The sequence below is a fragment of the Nocardia sp. NPDC004123 genome (assembly GCF_053603795.1).
Genome location: NZ_JBSGGG010000003.1, coordinates 18,993 through 35,684, shown reverse-complemented (window position 1 = coordinate 35,684; position 16,692 = coordinate 18,993). Strand labels below are relative to the sequence as shown.

The following is a 16,692-nucleotide window of genomic DNA, read 5'->3' as shown; positions in this document are numbered from 1 at the left end:
TTCAGAAGGCCGTGAGGTAGCGGTCGTGCTCCCACTCGGAGACAGCCGCGTGGTAGGCGAAGAACTCGTCCTTCTTGAGCTTTGCGAAGTAGTCGGCGACGCCGGCGCCGGCGACGTCGAGGGCGCCCTTGACAACCTCGTCGCCCTCGAAGGCCTCGACCGCGTGCAGCAGCGTCAGCGGGAAGGGCGTATTCGGGCCGGTACCGGCCTCGCCGAGGGCGAGGCCGCTGGCGATGCCGTCCAGGCCGGCATCGACCGCGGCCGCGATGGCCAGGTAGGGGTTGGCCGAGCCGTCACCGCCGCGCAGCTCGATGCGCTGGTTGTCGGGGATGCGCACGTAGTGGGTGCGGTCGTTGCCGCCGTAGGTCGGCAGCTTGGGCGCCCAGGTGGCTCCGCTCGCGCTGGAGGCGACCGCGCCGGTTCGCTTGTAGGAATTGACCGTGGGGGCGATGACCGCCTGCAGGGCGGTGGCGTGCTCGAGGATGCCCGCCACGAAGGAGTAGGCCGTCTTGGACAGACCCAGGCCGACAGAGTCTTCCCCGCCCTCGCTGCTGGCGGGGAAGACCGCGGTGTCGGTCGCGGTGTCGCGCAGCGAGAGGTGCAGGTGCAGGCCGGAGCCGGTGCGGTTGGCGAATGGCTTGGGCATGAAGGTCGCGATCATGCCGCGCTCCTGGGCGAGCACGCTGAGCAGATAGCGCAGGGTGATCACCCGGTCCGCAGTGGTCAGAGCCTCGGCGTACTGGAAGTTCTGCTCGAACTGGCCGTTGCCGTCCTCGTGGTCGTTGGCGTAGTTGCCCCAGCCGAGACTGTTCATCGCCGTGCTGATCGAGGTGAGGTGGTCATACATCCGGGTGACGCCGCGGGCGTCGTAGCACGGCTGGGCGGCCGAATCGAGGTCGTCGGCGGGGACAAGGGCCCCGTTGACGTCGCGCTTGAGCAAGAAGTACTCCACCTCTGCACCAGCGAATGGGACGAACCCGGCCAGGGCGGCCTTGGCGACAACCTCCTTGAGAATCACCCGCGGGGCGAAGCGCCACGGCTTGCCCGCCACGTGCGGATCACAGTGGACGATCGCGAGCCCCTTCTTGACGAAGGGAATCGGCGTGAAGGACGAGACGTCCGGGATCGCCATCAGGTCGGGGTCCTTCGGCTCCTGGCCGATCGCACCCACCGCGTAGCCGGCAAAGCCGACGCCGTCCGAGGCCAGCTCCTCGACCGCCTCGACAGGCACGAGCTTGGCACACGGCTTGCCGTTGAGGTCGACGAACAGAGCGAGGATGAAGGTGGTGCCGGTCTCTCGGCAGAGACTGGCGAGGTCATGCGTTGTGGGCATCGCTTGCTCCCGTCAGATGTTCACTACTGTGAGTCAATGGTTCATCACAGTAGACAGCGGTGGTTACGGCCATGTTGCAGATCAGTGAGAATCCGATGTTGGTACCCGCCGAGGACGGCCGACCCCGTTGTCGACCGCCTTCGCGCAAGAAACCTCACGCCCGTGCTGCGGTCAGCCGAATGCCGCTACGCACGCTCGCCAGGGCTCGCTGGCGCCGCTTCTTGTACGTCGGGCGGAATGCTAGGAGCGCACCTCCGACCAGCAGCGGCGCACCGAGCGCCCAGGCCGGGTGGATGGCGACCAGCACTGCGGCCACCACAACGGCGCCGAGAACCAGGCCAAGGACTAGATGACGCAGTCTGGCCAGGTCGTTCGCACCCCTGGTCACGACGTCGATCGCGGTGGTGTCCGGCGCCCAGCAGCGGGCACATGCTGGACACACCCACGCCTGCCCCGTTTCAGCAACCCAGGTGCCGACGTGGCCGCAGGTGCAGCTCAGCCGGACTGGCACGCCGGCCATGCTCAGGCCGTCTCGGGCGTCATCCCCGGCACGAGCGTGCTGGGGTGCTTGTCCTGAAGGCGGAAGGCGCCCTTGTCCTCGACCATCGTGCGGTAGATGTAGAGCAGGCACCCGACCGCGAGCAGGCCCAGGCCGACGAAGACCTCTCCCCAGCCGCCGTAACCCGTGATAGAGAACGAGGTTGCGCCGACCGCAAGTAATGCGATGTTGAAGACGACCAGGACACCGGCAACCCACAGCCACGGGGTCGACAATTTGAGCGGGCGCGCCAGACCGGGCCGGTCCTTGCGCAGCAGCAACACGGCCGACAGCGCGAAGATGTGACACAGGACGTAGCCCATGTTGCTGGCGGCGAGCACAGCCACCGTGGTCGGCAGGAACAGCACCGCGAGGATGTTGACGGCCACGTCGACGTACATGCCTCGGCTGGGGACGTTGTGCTTGTTGATATGGCCGAACCACTTGATCGTCATGCCCGACTTCGACATGCCGTAGAGCGTCCGGGCCCCGCCAGCGCTCGCCGCGTTCATAGCCAGCATGAAGCTGCCGATCATGAACACCACGACGATGTTGGACCCGACCGAGCCGATCTCGCGGTGCAGCAACGTCGCGTAGAAGCCCAGCGGCGCCGCGGCCTGGTCGCTCTGCGAGACCGCGCCGCCCAGCGACAGTGGCAGCAAGGCGTAGACCGCGAGGCAGAACATCGCCGAACGGATGAGCGCCTTATGAGTGTCCTTCTCGGTGTCGTGGTATTCCGGCGCGAAGGTCGCGCAGACTTCGATGCCATACGCGGACCAGGCATTGAGGTAGAGCCAGGCCAGAACCAGCTGGATCGTGCTCCACGTCGAACCGTTGGCTCCCTCGAGCCCCCACGTGAGGTTCGAGGCGGAGTAGTCGGAGAGCAAGAACGGCACGATCATGAACAGCACCAGCGGGATGAACAGCAGCCCGCCGGTGAGGTAGCCCAAGATCTTGACCGGCTTTACGCCCAGGGCGTTGATCGCCCACAGGCCCAGGATCAGCGCGATCGCGATGACGCGCGGCAGGTCCAGGTGGATGCCGGCCGAGACGCCCCAGGTCGTCGTCGAAAACCACTGCGCCTGGATCAGTCCGCCCGTGGTGAGGCCGAAGATCGCCAGCACCGAGGACCACCCTGCCCAGTAGCCGATCGCCGACATCGGCCCGGCCAGACTGAAGCGCGAGCGCCAACCCTCGAAGGCATACATCGCGATGCCACCGGAGTGCTCGGGGAACATCGTGGCGGGCTCGGTGTAGACCTTGTTCTGCAGCACCGCGATCACCATCGATCCCAGCCACACGGCCAACGCGCCGAGCGCCCCGAGCGCGCCAGTGGTGTAGCCGATGGTGGCGATGATGAAGCCCGGGTTGGATAGGGCCATGACGAAGCCGTCATACCAGTGCATCGTCTTGAGCAGCGCCGGCTCGTCCACGGCCGCGACGGCGAACTCGTGGCCCACGGCCGGCTCCTGATTGGAAATTGTCATCGATCTATCCCTTTGGATTGGGTCACAGGTCAGCGGGAAAAGCGACGGCGCTGTCGCGATGAGGTTGGTAGGAAGGCGCACGGTCAGCGTCGGAGATAGGCGACCATGTCGGGGATAAGGTCGATGAACCCCTTGTAGGTGGCCAGGTCATCGGGAAGTTCGTCGAGGATGGTGGCGAGCTGCGCGGCATATCGTGGGTATTCGAGAACCTCGGCGAGCGAGGCCATGAACGTGCGGATATTGAAGGTCACCGCTCCGGTCATGGGTAGGCGGATGAAGTGTTCGAGCTCGATGCGGAACTGGCAGTTCTCGATCGCATCGCCGCGGTGTACGGCGTCGGGCATGTCGCGGCCCCACTCCGGTAGCGACTCCAGGGCGATGTCGTACTTGCGCGTGGGCGAGGCGGCGATGTTCCAGTTGACTCGGCGGAAGACCTGGTCAGCTGGCAGACGCAGGAGGAACTGCTCGGCTCGGGCCGTCATACCGGAACCGGTCATGCGGGGCACCGGGCCGTGGATCTCGTACATATCCATGCCCACGTCGAAACTGACCGACCAGGCAGCCGCGAAGGTGACCGCGCCGGCGTCGAAGTGGAGCTTTCCGTCTCGTTCCCGCACGAGAAGCAGGTCGTCGGGGACTTCGCGGGCGAGGAACTCCAGCGGTCCACACGGTAGCGACGACTGCTCGCCGAGCACGAAGACCTGGTCGGTGCCCAGCACGTCGTTGCGCCAGTGGAAGCGGTCGGGATCGCCGTCGACCTGCTCGTCGAGGTGCATGATCGCGGGGTAGGACAGAGAGAGGTCGCGCAAGTAGTACAGGAGCAGGTCCCAGCAAGCCAGCTCCATGCCGGGCAGGATCTGCACCCGGGACGCATCCGTGTCCAGCACAACGCGGCGCTCGGCCATGATCCGGGGGTACTCGGCACCACCGAGATCGACGATGTGACGGCCCCACTCACCGGCCAGCGTCGTGCGCGGCACCCGAGCCTGGTCGACGTTGACGGAATAGCGGAAGGACTCGGAGCCGTCCGGAAACGGCCATGGCAGCCGGGCCATGTGGTCGATCGGCTCGGCGAGGAACGTCGCTACAGCCGGGGTGTCGAGGGGAGTGATCGTGGTGAAGTCGGTCTTGGGCTCACGGGCGATAGTCATCGCGCTCTTCCTGGCTGGGCCGGTCCGAACTCGGCCGGGTTCAGAGGTCTACTTTGATGTCATGGCCGCGCGAAACGCAGGCCATGATGTGGGTGGCTGCTTGTTTCTGCTCGGCGGTGAGGACGAAGTCGCGGTGCTCGAGGGCCTTCGCGGTCTTGACCGCAATCCGGCACTCGCCGCACACGCCCTGCTTGCACAGGTAGTTCACGGGGACGCCCGCCTTGAGCAGCGCGTCGAGCAGGCTGACACCGCTGGGTATCTCGACCTCCTGGCCGGTCGAGGCGATCGTCGCCGTGAAGGGGTCACCAGGATCCAGCTCAGGAGCAACGAACCGCTCCAGATGCACCCGGCCGGCCGGCCAACCAGCCTCGAGTGCAGCTGCCTCGTACGCCCCCAGCATCGGCGCCGGGCCACATGCGTACCCGTGGGTGCCGAAGGGCTGGTCGGCCAGCAGTACCTCGAGGGCCGTCCGAGTCTCGTCCACCGACGTCGCCTCGACGAGGCGGATGCGCTCCCCGGCCAGGGCGCGCAGGTCGTCGAGGTGCGCCGCGTGGCCGGGCCGGTACGAATACAGGATGGTCGCGGACTTGCCCGACCGGGCCAGAGCGCGTGCGTGGGACAGCACCGGCGTGACGCCGATGCCGCCGGCCACCAGGACGGCGTGTTGCTGGTCGTGCACGGCCGGGAACATCGAGCGAGGCCCCTCGATCGCGACGGACCGGCCGATCTCGAGGTTGTCGTGCAGCCATGCCGAGCCGCCCTCGCCGCAGTCCAGGCGCAGCACCGAGATCTCGTAGGTGCGCGGGTTGAAGCCGTCGCCGGTCAGCGAGTATGCGTTGCGGCGCCCCTCGCCGACCGCGATGATCAGATGGCTGCCCGGCTGGTAGGGGGCGAGCGGTGTGCCCGCAGGATCGGCCAACTCGATGTGCAGGATCTCGTCGGTGAGCTGGGTCAGGCCGACGACCTGCAGCGTCCGCGGGTCCAGCGCGTAGCCCGGGTGCTGGTGGCCGGCGTACTCCTCGGCCCGCTGGTGCAGGGCGGTGGTGCTCACAGGATTCTCGCCTTCGCGTCCGAGGCCAGGAAGCTGCCCAGCAGCGCGGCCAAGTGCTCGTGCACCTCCAGGTCCCGGCCACAGCCGGGGCAGGTGGCTGCGCCGCCGGGCGCGGCGACGGCGCGGAAGATCGTCTGGCAGTGAGCACAGAACACCGGGATCTCGGAATAGTCGGTCACGAAGCAGCGGAGCTCGGCCTCGAGGGCTCCGGACCGGCGCAGCATCGACAGGGACTGGAGCACGTCGTACTGGCCACCGACGACCATGACGCGGACACCTGTGCGGGCGCGTCCCAGCACGGTCTGGAAGGCTTCCCGGTCCGCCGGGTGGTCGATCGCGTCGAGTACGGCCAACGTCGTCGGACCCAGTGCCTCGGCCTCGGCGGTCCACTCCCGCGCGAGCGCAGCCGCCTTCGAGCCGCCACCGACAGCGAGGACGAGGAAGCTCGTGCCGGTGGTGTCGACCGGTTCGGTGCTGGCAGGCCAGCGCGGCAGCGAGGGGAACTGTGGAGGAACCTGCTCGACGATGGCCGCGCTCATGCCGCACTCCGGTGCGTTTCGAGCCAGGCTGCCGCGCGGTCCTTGTACTTGACAATGCCCTTGTACTCGGCCATGTCCCGGGGCAGCTCAGCGAACACGCGGGCGGCGCGGGTGCGCCACGGCTCGATCGTCGCGAGCACCTCCAGCGGCATCATGTAGGTGCGGATCAGGAACATCACCGCGCCGGAGTCGGGCAGCCGGATCAGATGCTGCACCTCGACTCGCAGGTGCACCAGACGCCCGAAGGCCTCGTCGTCGACGATCTGGATCGTCTCCCGGTCGGGGCCCCACTCGGGGTAGATCTCAGTGGCCACGTCGAGGCGCCGCCCGATCGTCAGTGTCCAGTTGGTGCGGCGGTACGGCGCATGCGGCTGCAGCCCCTCGAGGAACGCATGGGCGCGGGTGATGATGCCCTCCTCGCGGATGCGCGGCACGGGTCCGTGGATCTCCAGGAAGCTCATGCCGACGTCGAAGGCCATGCTCCAATCCGCCGCGAAGGTCACTACGCCGGCGTCGCCGTAGAGTTGGTCGCGCTGGTCCAGCAGCACGATGTCCTCCTGCACCTGCGAGGAGATCCACAGCAGGGGCGGCACCGGGAGGGTCGCGTCGTCGCCATAAGTGAATTCCAGGCTGTCGCCGGTCAGAGCGTTGGTCCAGTTCCAGCGTCCGGCGCCGAGGTGGGTCAGGGTGCAAGAGGCCGGGTAGGCCTTAGCGAGCTCACGCAGGATCGTCAATAGCGCGTCCCAGCACGCGGGTCGCATGTGCGGCAGCACCGCGTGGCGACTCGGGTCGCGCTCGAGGATGCGGGCGCGCTCGTCGAGCTCGGCGAGGTAGTGGTCGTCGATGGCGATGATCGAGTCGCCCCACCGGCCGACCGGTGTTACGACCGGCTTCCCGGCGGGCTCGACGTTGGTGCTGTAGCGGTACTGGTCTTCGGGGAAGGGGAACGGGAAGCCCTCCCCGACTTCAGGAACGATGCGCTCGGCGATTGTCACAGTGCCACCTCCAGGCTGGGTCCGTCGGCGCGTGAGACGCACGGCATGACGGCGTCTGCACAGGCCTTCTCCTCGTCGGTCAGGAATAGATCGCGGTGCAGCGGCTTGCCCGCAATGACGGGGATCCGGCACTCCCCGCATACGCCCTGTCGGCATAGGTTGGGGACGGCAATGCCGGCTTGCTCGAGGGCCTCGAGCAGGGTGGTGCCGCTGGGCACGTCGACGGTCCGCCCGCTGTTGGCGAGCGTCACGGTGAAGGGCTCGCCGGGGTCGAGGGTGTCCAGCGCGAAGCGCTCCAGGTGCACGCGCGACTCCGGCCAGCCCAGCGCGGTGGCGGTGTCGATGACCGCATCGATCATGGGCCCGGGGCCGCAAACGTACAGGTGCGTGCCGACCGGCTGGTCGAGCAGTACGTCGTTGAGCCGCGCCAGGAACTCCTCTGGGCCCCGGGTCAGGAACTCCGTATCGGGAGCGAGGGTCCGGACGTCGTCCATATGGGCGCCTCGACCCTCGCGGAACGTGTAGAGCACCTGGACCTCGCACCCCCACCGGGCGGCGGCCCGAAGGTGTGACACGATCGGCGTGACGCCGATGCCGCCGGCGAGCAACAGGTGCTTGACCGCAATCGCAGCCGGAGCGAATGCGCTGCGCGGGAGCCGCGCGGTCACCACATCACCGAGGGCCAGTTCGTCGTGAATGAAAATCGAGCCCCCGGCACCGTCTGCGACCCGGAGCACCGAGATCGAGTACGACAACGGGTGCACACCATCGCCGGTCAGGCTGTAGGCATTGAATCGTCCCCCGACGTCGATGGCCAGGTGGCTCCCGGCGACGAAACCGGGCAGCGCGTCACCATTGCGGGCGGCGAAGGTGATGCTGCGGATTTCGGGGGTCGAGTCGTCGATGGCCGTCACGACAAGCTCGAGCGTCTCGGTAGTCATCGGGCACCTCGCTGCGGAAGGATCTCGGCGTCCGCCTGGAAGCCGAGATAACAGCCCGTCAGACGGGAGACGTGGTAGTAGACCTGCAGTCCCAGCCCGCACCTGGCGCATGGGGTGACGTCACCGATGCCGGCCTCGGCCCGAGTGACCTGCCGGCAGTGCGAGCAGTAGACCTCGATCGGCCCGGCGCCGGTCGCAAGGATGGTCAGCTCGTCCTCTTCGAGCCCGGCGCTGAGCAGCTGCGCCCGCACTACCAGACAGTCGCCCGAGGGGCCGGCGACGGCTACCCGCACACCGACCCGCGCCTGCGAGATCGCCTCGGCCACGTCGGCCCGTACGTCCTCGGCGGTCGCCCCCGTGACCTGGGTGACAGCTGCGCCGTCGAGTTCGGAACCCCAGTCCCGCAGGGCGGCCACACCGCCCTCGCCGAGGGCAACGTGAATCCAGGAGCGGGCTGCGGCGTCCGGCCGGGCGGACGCAAGGGATAACCCTGTGACCGCCCAGCGGGGGACGCTGGTGGTGGCATATGCCGTCATGTCACAGCCTCAGAGCGCTTCGGCCTGGCGGTGGCCGGTGTAGAAAGCCAGGGCACGGTCCGGTGTGGAGAACAGGATGCGCGAGCCCTTCGGGAAGAAGATCGCATCCTTCGCCTTGGCGACCAGCTTCTGTCCCGTGTCGGCGTTTTCCAGGAGGAACTCACCCTCGAGAACGACCTTCATCTCGTCGTAGGTGTACTCGTAGAGCAGCGGCTCATCGGCGTGGTTGAGTTCGAAGAAGCCGCTGCACATCACGCTGCTGTCGGGGTTGGCGTAGGTGTCGGCGATGTAGCCGTCAGTGCCGGGGTACTGCTCCTGCGGCATCTTCGGCAGGTTCTTCCATGCGTCCGGGGTCACGCGGAACGGGGTGATCTTGTCGCTCATGGCTCACTCCAAGTCCTCAGGGGAAACTTTGTCTTCCACTAGGAAACTTGGCTGCCATTACGCCCGTGTCACGAATCGTTGAATATGGCGATACATCGTTTCACTGCAATATTCATGCTGCCGCAACAAGCCCCGGCCCACGTAACCCTCTTGTTGGGTATGACACGAATACGCCGGAAGGGGCAATGGCGGGATCTGGTAGCTGAGTTCCTTCGGGCATCCGGCTGCTTGCGATGCGCGGCCCCCTGTTCTGAAAGATGGTCAGACCGGTGGGGCGTCGAGTTGCCGTAGATGAAGCAGAGCACGGCTGATCTGGGTTGCGGCGTGGCTGAGCGTGTCGCGGGTGGGATGCGGCGCAATGGGGCGCGGCAGCCCAGGGAAACGAATACGCCCGACTCGCTCACCGAGGGCGTCGGACTTCGCTGACGGCCGACGTCGGGAACCAACCAGCGCGGCCAGGGCGGATGACACGCGTTCTGGCAACCGCGCCAGCCGGGACCGCTCGGGCGGGCCGATCCGCGTGGCCACCGCCGTGTAGAAACCGGTGTTGACCTCGGTGCGGATGGTAGCGGTCGTCGCATCCAGGGTGGTGTAGCCGGGCAACCCGCACGACTGGCGCACCAACTCCTCCAACGCGACGTTGATCAGATCCGCCGGATTGTCCTTCGTCTGCGCCGCCGCCCGGATCGCGGCCTCCGCGACCGCCCGCACCCGCGCAGGCTCGTACACCACACCGAAGTACTCCCGGATCAACTGCCGATGCCACTTCGCCGTACGCGGCGAATCACGCTCCACCGCCGCGACCTCCGACCCTAGACCGGCGGCCGAGCTGACATGCGCGACAACAACTTCGGGCACATCAGCAAGCTTCGGAAAATACCCGAGCCGCTGATACGACTTCAGCCACACCAACAGCACCAGCACATGCACCTCAGACGTGGTATGCGACCGCGCCGACGCCACCTCGGCATCCGAGGGCGTGAACGACCCGGCCAGCTCTCGCCCCGACACCAGCCGCTTGAACCGCGGATACGCGGTCCGGTCGATCGACGCCACACAACCCCCGACACCCTGGTAAACACAACCGCCCGAACCCTAAACGACCAGGCCGACCACCGCGACAGATACCTGTGACCAGCGACTACAGAACGCCCTTGCCCCTTTCCGGCGTATTCGGGTCACACCTGTTGTTGACCGGCACCTCTGCTGGACCGGGGGCGGCAAAAATAGGTATGCCGCGGGCAGTTCGGTCGTCGCGGGTAGGACCCTCGGTGACGCAGGCTCGCCAGTGACAGCGCAGACAAGAACTGGCGAGGATTCCGATGTTTGACCACAAGCCGGAGAACCGACGACCCACTTCGGTGGAAATACTGCGCTGGGGCAGGCAATCGTCAACGGCACGATCACCGAGCGTGACTTCTTCGACCAGGTGGCCGCGGGCGTTGCTGATCGTGTTCAACCCGGTCTTGCCGCTGGCGTTCGGGCGCGGTAAGTGAAACTCTTCGCGGACTACAGCGAGGACACGCTGGCGTTCTTCTTCGCACCAAGCAACTCAGCGTCCGTCTTCAGTCCCCTTCGCGGCGGGAGAGGGCACGATGTAGATCTTGCTCGTGCGGGTCGGATCGGGGCGTCCAACGGTGGTCGCGACACAGACCGCGCGTGTGCCGGGATCGACTGCGATCACCCTGGGCTGCACATCCAGAGGGGTTGGATTGGCTTCCCTGATGCGCAAGGGATCCGTCGATCCTAAGACGCGCTGATTTCATTCTCGATTCGAGTTACCCGCGTCGTCATGCCGACGACGTCCGGTTAATGTCGCGACGGCGAGCACACCTGCGAGCAGCGACACTACGCCGACCACGTCACACCAGCCCGCAAGCACCCAGACGCCGGCCGACGCAGCGCTGGCACCGACCGCGGCGCGACAGACCTGGCCTGCGGTCCAGGTCCGAGGAATTCGAACGTTTGCTGCTTCCAGAGCATCCATATTTGCCTCCACCAACTCGTAAAGTACTCGTGATCCTGCAACCCGTTCATGCCCCGCTGAACGCGTTGCGGTTACCCATCGGTCGAACGCAGGCAAGACAGTTCATTCTGAATCCGTCAGTGTCGCATTGTGTACAACTCCGGCACGGTTAGCGGCTCCCAAGTGGTACGTCGCGCGTTCCATCGCTTCCGGACCGTGTGATCAGGAATTGGACCAAGGTGAGGAGCAAATCCTTCGCGGAGTCGCGGCGCCGTACATCACACAGCAGAATCGGGACGACAGCGTCGAGGTCGAGCGCTGCGCGTACTTCTTCCGCGCTGTAAATCGGGCCGCCGTCGAAGCAATTGATGCCGACAACAAAAGGGAGTCCACGGCGTTCGAAGTAGTCGACGGCAGCGAAGGAGATGTCGAGGCGACGCGGGTCCGCGAGGATGACGGCGCCGAGCGCTCCGCGCGAGAGCTCGTCCCATAGGAACCAGAAGCGGTCTTGGCCTGGAGTACCGAACAGATATACGACCAGCTCATGGTTGATGGTGATGCGCCCGAAGTCCAGTGCGACGGTTGTGGTGGTCTTGCGGTCGACACCGGTGAGGTCGTCGACGGCGGAGCCGGCGTCGGTGAGCAGTTCTTCTGTGCGCAGTGGGGGGACCTCGCTGATGGATGAAACCATCGTTGTCTTCCCGACACCGAATCCCCCCGCGATGAGGATCTTCACCGATCTCGGCGGCAGCGGTGTATCGGTTGTAGAGTCAGAGTTTTCGAATGCCATTCAGTACCGCCTGCAGTAGATCCGGGTCATTGGGAGCGTCGGTCTGTGGCGCGGCCGGTGGGCGGTAGGCGAGATACCCGTCATCGATCAGGTCACAGATCAGAATTTTGGTGACAATCAGCGGAAGGTGCAGTTGCGCTGCGACTTCGGCGACCGACAACGCTCGCGCGCACATGCGCACGATGCTAGCGTGCTCCGGCTCCATCCGAGCGACACCGCCGTCGTGGCGCACCGTCATTATGAGTGTGATCATGTCGAGGTCGTAGCGCACTCCTGCGCTGCGGCCGCCCGCGACGGCATACGGGCGGATCAGCGGTCCGACGTCGTCTTCGAACCAGGACTCGCGGGTGGGGGTCACGGTCGTGAATCGATGCGGCTGCGCTCGTCGTGCCGCGCCGTTGCGGACAGGTAGGTGCCTACGCGTTGGACGGTTTGATTCATCTCGTAGGCAACCATTCCCATGTTCGCGGATTCGTCCGCCCATAGCGCCAGACAGGCGTTGGGCCCGCCCGAGGTCACGAACATCACCGCATCATCGAGCTCGATGACCGCTTGGCGCACACCGCCGCCGGAGAACCGGGCACCCGCGCTGCGGGCCAAGCCGTGCAGGGCCGAGGACATGGCGCAGAAGAGTTCGGCATCGGCTTGCGCCATAGTGCTGCAGCGTGCGATCAGTAGCCCGTCGGTCGATAGCAGCACCGCATTGCGCACTCCCGGCAGACGTTGCACGAGTTCGTCGAGAAGCCAGTCGAGATCAGCGGAAGCGGGCGTTGTCATGATGGTCTGTCCTCATCGTCGGTAGCGGTGTCAGGGGGGATGTGGCGGCCTTGCCGGGTGCCGTTGGCGATTGCCGACATCAGATCTCGTGCCTGCTCCGCTGAGCGGGTCCCGGCTGTGTTCCCCTTAGGCGCCTCGATCACGCTGGGAGACTCGGCCAGTTGCGGGGCAAGGCTTTCCTGGCGGCGGCGCCGTGGCAAGGGAGGCCGATCGTCTGGCACTACCTGCGGTCGACCACCGAACGCGGGCTGAATGGGTGGCTGCGTCTCCGTGGGTTCTTCCCACACGTCGAAGATCGACGTCTCAGTAGCGACCGGAATCTCTGCAGGAGGCGTTGGAAAGTCCCGGTAAGAGTTGGCAGTCGAGATCATCTCGACCCCTTCCTCAACAGTCGAGACCCGATGTGCCGGTGTGTGAACAGCCGAGGTGGTCATCCTGGAATTGGCATCGTTCTGCGACGCCGATCGAGCCTCATCGGCGAATCCTTGCCCAGGTTCGCCAACTAGAAGCGTTCCCGGTATGAGCACTACCGCTTTGATCCCGCCATAGTCGGACTCGGCCAGGCGCACCTTGATCCCGTTCCGAGACGCGAGCGCTGACGTTACTATCAGTCCCAGGCGCGAGTCGCTCGACAATTGCATCAGGCCGAAGTCCGGGCTGTTACTGAGCAGTGCATTGATACGAACGATTTCGCCTTCAGGCATTCCTAGCCCCTGGTCGATGATCTCGACCACCGCTCCTCTGCCGACCAGGTTTCCGGATGCCTCGACACGAGAGGCCGGCGGCGAGAAGGAAGTGGCGTTGTCGATCAGTTCAGCGAGCAGGTGGATGACGTCGGCCACCACACTTCCGTTGATTCGCACTTCCGGTAGCCGGGTGGCTTGCACGCGTGAGTAGTCCTGCGTCTCGGAGATGGCGGCGCGGACGATGTCGCGTAGTGGGACCGGATTGCGCCATTGCCGACCGGGGCGCTCACCGCCCAGAATGATGAGGTTCTCCGCGTTCCGTCGTTCGCGGGTCGCCAGGTGATCGAGCTGGAACAACAGGCTCATCAGCGCGGGGTCTTCTTCACGGGCCTCGGCAGCGTCCAGGACTTCGAGTTGCCGGTGGGCCATCAACTGGCTGCGGTGCGCCAGATTGAGAAAGACCGCGTTGACCGCCTCCCTGGTCTTGGCTTCGGTCACCGCCGCCAAAACCGCTGTCCGCTGCGCGGTGTCGAATGCGTTTGCTACCTGCCCGATTTCATCGTGGCCGAATTCTAGTGCGGGCAGCGCCGAACCGACATCGACACGTTCACCGGAACGGATGCGCGCCATGATCGCCGGTAGTTGCTCATCGGCCAGCGCGAGAGTCTCCAGACGCAGCCGCTTGAGCCGCCGAGTGAGACGGTTCGCGAGCCACAGAGTGACCAGAAAGGCCGCAATCGTGACCAGCAATGCTATTCCACCGCCGAGGACCGCGGCATGTGTAGTGTCATCGGCGATCTCGGCAGCCCGCCGCTGCACCTGCTCGTAGTACATGCGCCACAGCGTCCGTAGCCCGTCGACAGCTTGCTCCGAATGCTGTTGCAAGACAGCCTGATCCATCGCTGACTGGGACTCTCGATCACTTCGGGACGTCGGAAGGTTCTTGGTCGAATCCTCCTCGTGCGCTGCGCCGCGATTGATCAGGGCGTCTTCGAAGGCCGTCAACTGCTGCCACGCCGGGTCTGTGGTGAGTTTTGAGATCTGCTCACGCAGCCGCGAGTCGTCGCCGTGGCCGAGTGTGTCGATCTCCGCACGGTACGCCCCGACCCGGCTGACGAACTCGCGCAGGGAACGACTGTCAAGTCCATCATCGGTCGACACCGCCGCAGCCAGCGCATGCGCCGCCGACATGGCATCGGCCGCGCGGAATAACGCCGCAGTGTTTGCGGTGGCCACAGCGCTACCGATGTCCGGGGCGTGTCGCACCATGATGTCGATGGCGTCCGCCCCGATACCGGCTAGTCGACCATAGGTCTGATACACCTCGTCTACGCTGGAATTGCCGGCGTCGACCCGAGTGCGCAATCCGACCAATTGACGGACGTCGCCGCCGAACCCGGTACCGAACCCTTCGAAGGTACCCGGAATAACTAGGCTCAGCGCCGCTATCGTATCCGTCAACGCACGAACGGCAGCGTCCACACGCTCCCGCTCGGTTCTCAACGCCGTTTCGTCGAAAGGCCGGTGAGAGATTCGAAGCATCGTCAGCCGACGCTCTTGCTGGATAGCATCATTGAAGTCGACGACATTAGGTGCCGACTGCAGGATCATGTCAGCCCATTGTCGATCTTGGCGGGCCTGACCGATCAGGTTGCTCATGACACCGGCTACTGCAACGGCGAGCACGACACTGGGAATCAGTGCGATTGCAAGAATGCGGGCACGGACGCTGCCGAATCGGATCGACCCGAACCTGCGAGGTCGGCCACCAGGTTCGCCGCCATTCGGTGAATCGGCCCACGGGAAACGAGGTTTCATCGGGCATACCCTTCGGCTCGATGGTCGGGAACCAGGCGGCCGGCCGCCACCAGCTCCTGAAACGCGGCCTGTTTACGGTTGCAGGTACCGACTCGGCACCGCCGATGCACCTGCATCACCCTGTGCGCTTGATCCAGGGTCAGCGCTGCCGCGGGAGGTTCATCGCAGTGGCCGATGAGCCGCCACGGATCGGAGGCTCGATCGATGCCGCCCGGCACGTCCAGATCCCGAAGTCGTTCGCGGCGTCGATACCGCGCGTTGGGGCGCATCATGGCCAGTCCAGCGATGTAGATACCGATGAGCACGAGATAAACAGCGATCAAAAGATCCATGGCATCTCCGTAAGGCGGAGGTCAGGGTGTTTCGCCGCTGGCGGGTTCGGCAGTAGCGACCGGTTACTCAGTGGTGGCCGTCGGCCGGGTCGCGGTGATAAGTCGGGGGTCATCGCCGTCACCGGACCCGGGTTGCATGGGTGTAGACGTTCATAGTGTGGCCGCGCAGGAAGCCGATCAGGGTGAGCCCGGTCTCCTCGGCTAATTCGATCGCCAGGGAGGTAGGTGCCGAAACCGCGGCCAGAATCGGGATTCCCGCCATGACAGCCTTTTGTGCCAGTTCGAAGGAGACTCGGCCGCTGACGAGCATGATGATGCCGCGCAACGGGACTCGCTGATGTTCGGCGCTCCAGCCGATGAGTTTGTCGGTGGCATTGTGTCTGCCGACGTCTTCTCGGAGGGCGAGCAGTTCACCGGTGGTGGTGAATAGCCCCGCGGCGTGCAAACCACCGGTGGTCGTGAAAACCTTTTGTGCAGCAGCGAGTGTGTCCGGCAACGCTGACAATATGTGGCGCGTGACAGAGGCGGTGTCGGTGGCAGGCAAGTACCGGGTGCGTTGCCGGATGGCGTCGAGGGCGGCTTTGCCGCAGATCCCGCACGAGGAAGTGGTGTAGAAGTTTCGTTCGACCGCGACTTGTGGCGGCGCGACATGAGCTGCCAACTCGACGCTGAGCACGTTGTAAGTATTGCGGCCCTCAGCGTCGCGGCTGTCGCAGTAACGGATCGCGGCAATGTCGTTGCGGTCGCTGATAAGGCCCTCGGTGAGCAGAAACCCTTGCACGAGTTCGATATCGGCACCTGGTGTACGCATGGTGACCGCTATCGGTTTGCCGTTGATCCGGATCTCCAGGGGTTCTTCGACGACGACGGTGTCAGGTCTGACGATGTCGTGGCCCTCGCTGTGGCGCCTGATCCGCACGCGTGTGGTGACCCTGCCCATCACGAAATTCCTTCGGTCGCGCGCTGAACCACGCGGATGGTTACAGCTTCGGAGACCGGCGTTTTGGATTGAGCCGCCAAATAATCGAGCGGTACCAGCGGATTCGTCTCCGGGTAGTAAGCGGCAGCATTCCCGCTCGGGGTCGGGTAGGGCACGAGCCGGAAATCCTGCACACGCCGCTCTTCGACAGCCCCGTCAGACAGGGGCAGTTCGGACACGAGGTCGACACGCTCGCCGACCGACAGCCCCATCGATTCCAGGTCTGTGGGATTGGGGCAATCGAACCCGTTGCGCTGGTTCAGCTTCGACAGCATACGTACCGTACGCGCCGTGCCCATCTGCTCGATGCCACGCTGCAACGAGACCATCACCGCCGGAACCCCTGCGGCGTAGGACTTGGTGGGGCCAATGATGATGTCGTTCTCATC

At 65.4% G+C, this 16,692-nt stretch carries 17 protein-coding genes and 1 pseudogene; all 18 read right to left on the bottom strand.

The window, feature by feature from the left end; all coding sequences use genetic code 11:
• Window position 1 precedes the first annotated feature (1 nt).
• On the bottom strand, window positions 2-1,333 hold the full coding sequence (gene glnT / locus ACWEQQ_RS04540; protein WP_452347121.1) for a type III glutamate--ammonia ligase: 1,332 nt from the start codon (window positions 1,331-1,333) through the stop codon (window positions 2-4).
• A gap of 522 nt (window positions 1,334-1,855) precedes the next feature.
• Entirely contained in the window at window positions 1,856-3,358 is a 1,503-nt protein-coding gene (locus tag ACWEQQ_RS04535) for an APC family permease (RefSeq protein WP_452347120.1), read from the bottom strand.
• An 83-nt stretch (window positions 3,359-3,441) separates the two neighbouring features.
• Entirely contained in the window at window positions 3,442-4,509 is a 1,068-nt protein-coding gene (locus tag ACWEQQ_RS04530; protein ID WP_452347119.1) for a heme-dependent oxidative N-demethylase family protein, read from the bottom strand.
• 40 nt (window positions 4,510-4,549) lie between these two features.
• On the bottom strand, window positions 4,550-5,560 hold the full coding sequence (locus tag ACWEQQ_RS04525; protein WP_452347118.1) for a PDR/VanB family oxidoreductase: 1,011 nt from the start codon (window positions 5,558-5,560) through the stop codon (window positions 4,550-4,552).
• A complete protein-coding gene (locus tag ACWEQQ_RS04520; RefSeq protein ID WP_452347117.1) occupies window positions 5,557-6,099 on the bottom strand; it encodes a dimethylamine monooxygenase subunit DmmA family protein in 543 nt (180 codons plus the stop codon). Before ACWEQQ_RS04520 ends, ACWEQQ_RS04525 begins: the two co-directional genes overlap by 4 nt.
• Window positions 6,096-7,094, bottom strand: a complete 999-nt coding sequence (locus ACWEQQ_RS04515) for a heme-dependent oxidative N-demethylase family protein (RefSeq protein ID WP_452347116.1) — start codon at window positions 7,092-7,094, stop codon at window positions 6,096-6,098. Before ACWEQQ_RS04515 ends, ACWEQQ_RS04520 begins: the two co-directional genes overlap by 4 nt.
• Window positions 7,091-8,035, bottom strand: coding sequence for a PDR/VanB family oxidoreductase (locus ACWEQQ_RS04510; RefSeq protein ID WP_452347115.1), 945 nt, complete (start codon window positions 8,033-8,035; stop codon window positions 7,091-7,093). The genes ACWEQQ_RS04515 and ACWEQQ_RS04510 overlap by 4 nt, the downstream gene beginning before the upstream one ends.
• The gene (locus tag ACWEQQ_RS04505) at window positions 8,032-8,571 is read right to left on the bottom strand and encodes a dimethylamine monooxygenase subunit DmmA family protein (protein WP_452347114.1); all 540 of its coding nucleotides are present in this window, start codon (window positions 8,569-8,571) and stop codon (window positions 8,032-8,034) included. Before ACWEQQ_RS04505 ends, ACWEQQ_RS04510 begins: the two co-directional genes overlap by 4 nt.
• Before the next feature lie 9 nt (window positions 8,572-8,580).
• The gene (locus ACWEQQ_RS04500) at window positions 8,581-8,955 is read right to left on the bottom strand and encodes an ethanolamine utilization protein (protein ID WP_452347113.1); all 375 of its coding nucleotides are present in this window, start codon (window positions 8,953-8,955) and stop codon (window positions 8,581-8,583) included.
• Window positions 8,956-9,216: 261 nt separating this feature from the next.
• Window positions 9,217-10,011, bottom strand: a complete 795-nt coding sequence (locus ACWEQQ_RS04495; RefSeq protein ID WP_452347112.1) for a DUF4158 domain-containing protein — start codon at window positions 10,009-10,011, stop codon at window positions 9,217-9,219.
• 706 nt (window positions 10,012-10,717) lie between these two features.
• A complete protein-coding gene (locus tag ACWEQQ_RS04490) occupies window positions 10,718-10,942 on the bottom strand; it encodes a hypothetical protein (RefSeq protein ID WP_452347111.1) in 225 nt (74 codons plus the stop codon).
• A 148-nt stretch (window positions 10,943-11,090) separates the two neighbouring features.
• The gene (locus ACWEQQ_RS04485) at window positions 11,091-11,711 is read right to left on the bottom strand and encodes a GTP-binding protein (RefSeq protein ID WP_452347110.1); all 621 of its coding nucleotides are present in this window, start codon (window positions 11,709-11,711) and stop codon (window positions 11,091-11,093) included.
• A complete protein-coding gene (locus tag ACWEQQ_RS04480; RefSeq protein WP_452347109.1) occupies window positions 11,692-12,069 on the bottom strand; it encodes a DUF742 domain-containing protein in 378 nt (125 codons plus the stop codon). The genes ACWEQQ_RS04485 and ACWEQQ_RS04480 overlap by 20 nt, the downstream gene beginning before the upstream one ends.
• The gene (locus tag ACWEQQ_RS04475; protein ID WP_452347108.1) at window positions 12,066-12,488 is read right to left on the bottom strand and encodes a roadblock/LC7 domain-containing protein; all 423 of its coding nucleotides are present in this window, start codon (window positions 12,486-12,488) and stop codon (window positions 12,066-12,068) included. Before ACWEQQ_RS04475 ends, ACWEQQ_RS04480 begins: the two co-directional genes overlap by 4 nt.
• On the bottom strand, window positions 12,485-14,833 hold the full coding sequence (locus ACWEQQ_RS04470) for a sensor histidine kinase (RefSeq protein ID WP_452347107.1): 2,349 nt from the start codon (window positions 14,831-14,833) through the stop codon (window positions 12,485-12,487). The genes ACWEQQ_RS04475 and ACWEQQ_RS04470 overlap by 4 nt, the downstream gene beginning before the upstream one ends.
• Before the next feature lie 155 nt (window positions 14,834-14,988).
• Window positions 14,989-15,324 carry a hypothetical protein gene (locus tag ACWEQQ_RS04465; RefSeq protein WP_452347106.1) on the bottom strand — a complete coding sequence of 112 codons (336 nt, stop codon included), beginning with the start codon at window positions 15,322-15,324 and terminating at the stop codon, window positions 14,989-14,991.
• Window positions 15,325-15,442: 118 nt separating this feature from the next.
• Entirely contained in the window at window positions 15,443-16,264 is an 822-nt protein-coding gene (fdhD, locus tag ACWEQQ_RS04460; protein WP_452347105.1) for a formate dehydrogenase accessory sulfurtransferase FdhD, read from the bottom strand.
• Window positions 16,264-16,536: pseudogene (locus ACWEQQ_RS04455) on the bottom strand (hypothetical protein); the annotation flags it as partial. The gene fdhD and the pseudogene ACWEQQ_RS04455, both read right to left, overlap by 1 nt.
• Between the last annotated feature and the right edge of the window lie 156 nt (window positions 16,537-16,692).

What these genes read in the sequence shown, in the direction of transcription:
- glnT (WP_452347121.1), bottom strand. Translation starts at nt 1,333, where the DNA reads ATGCCCACAACGCATGACCTCGCCAGTCTCTGCCGAGAGACCGGCACC.
- ACWEQQ_RS04535 (WP_452347120.1), bottom strand. Translation starts at nt 3,358, where the DNA reads ATGACAATTTCCAATCAGGAGCCGGCCGTGGGCCACGAGTTCGCCGTC.
- ACWEQQ_RS04530 (WP_452347119.1), bottom strand. Translation starts at nt 4,509, where the DNA reads ATGACTATCGCCCGTGAGCCCAAGACCGACTTCACCACGATCACTCCC.
- ACWEQQ_RS04520 (WP_452347117.1), bottom strand. Translation starts at nt 6,099, where the DNA reads ATGAGCGCGGCCATCGTCGAGCAGGTTCCTCCACAGTTCCCCTCGCTG.
- ACWEQQ_RS04510 (WP_452347115.1), bottom strand. Translation starts at nt 8,035, where the DNA reads ATGACTACCGAGACGCTCGAGCTTGTCGTGACGGCCATCGACGACTCG.
- ACWEQQ_RS04505 (WP_452347114.1), bottom strand. Translation starts at nt 8,571, where the DNA reads ATGACGGCATATGCCACCACCAGCGTCCCCCGCTGGGCGGTCACAGGG.
- ACWEQQ_RS04500 (WP_452347113.1), bottom strand. Translation starts at nt 8,955, where the DNA reads ATGAGCGACAAGATCACCCCGTTCCGCGTGACCCCGGACGCATGGAAG.
- ACWEQQ_RS04490 (WP_452347111.1), bottom strand. Translation starts at nt 10,942, where the DNA reads ATGGATGCTCTGGAAGCAGCAAACGTTCGAATTCCTCGGACCTGGACC.
- ACWEQQ_RS04485 (WP_452347110.1), bottom strand. Translation starts at nt 11,711, where the DNA reads ATGGCATTCGAAAACTCTGACTCTACAACCGATACACCGCTGCCGCCG.
- ACWEQQ_RS04475 (WP_452347108.1), bottom strand. Translation starts at nt 12,488, where the DNA reads ATGACAACGCCCGCTTCCGCTGATCTCGACTGGCTTCTCGACGAACTC.
- ACWEQQ_RS04470 (WP_452347107.1), bottom strand. Translation starts at nt 14,833, where the DNA reads ATGAGCAACCTGATCGGTCAGGCCCGCCAAGATCGACAATGGGCTGAC.
- ACWEQQ_RS04465 (WP_452347106.1), bottom strand. Translation starts at nt 15,324, where the DNA reads ATGGATCTTTTGATCGCTGTTTATCTCGTGCTCATCGGTATCTACATC.
- fdhD (WP_452347105.1), bottom strand. Translation starts at nt 16,264, where the DNA reads ATGGGCAGGGTCACCACACGCGTGCGGATCAGGCGCCACAGCGAGGGC.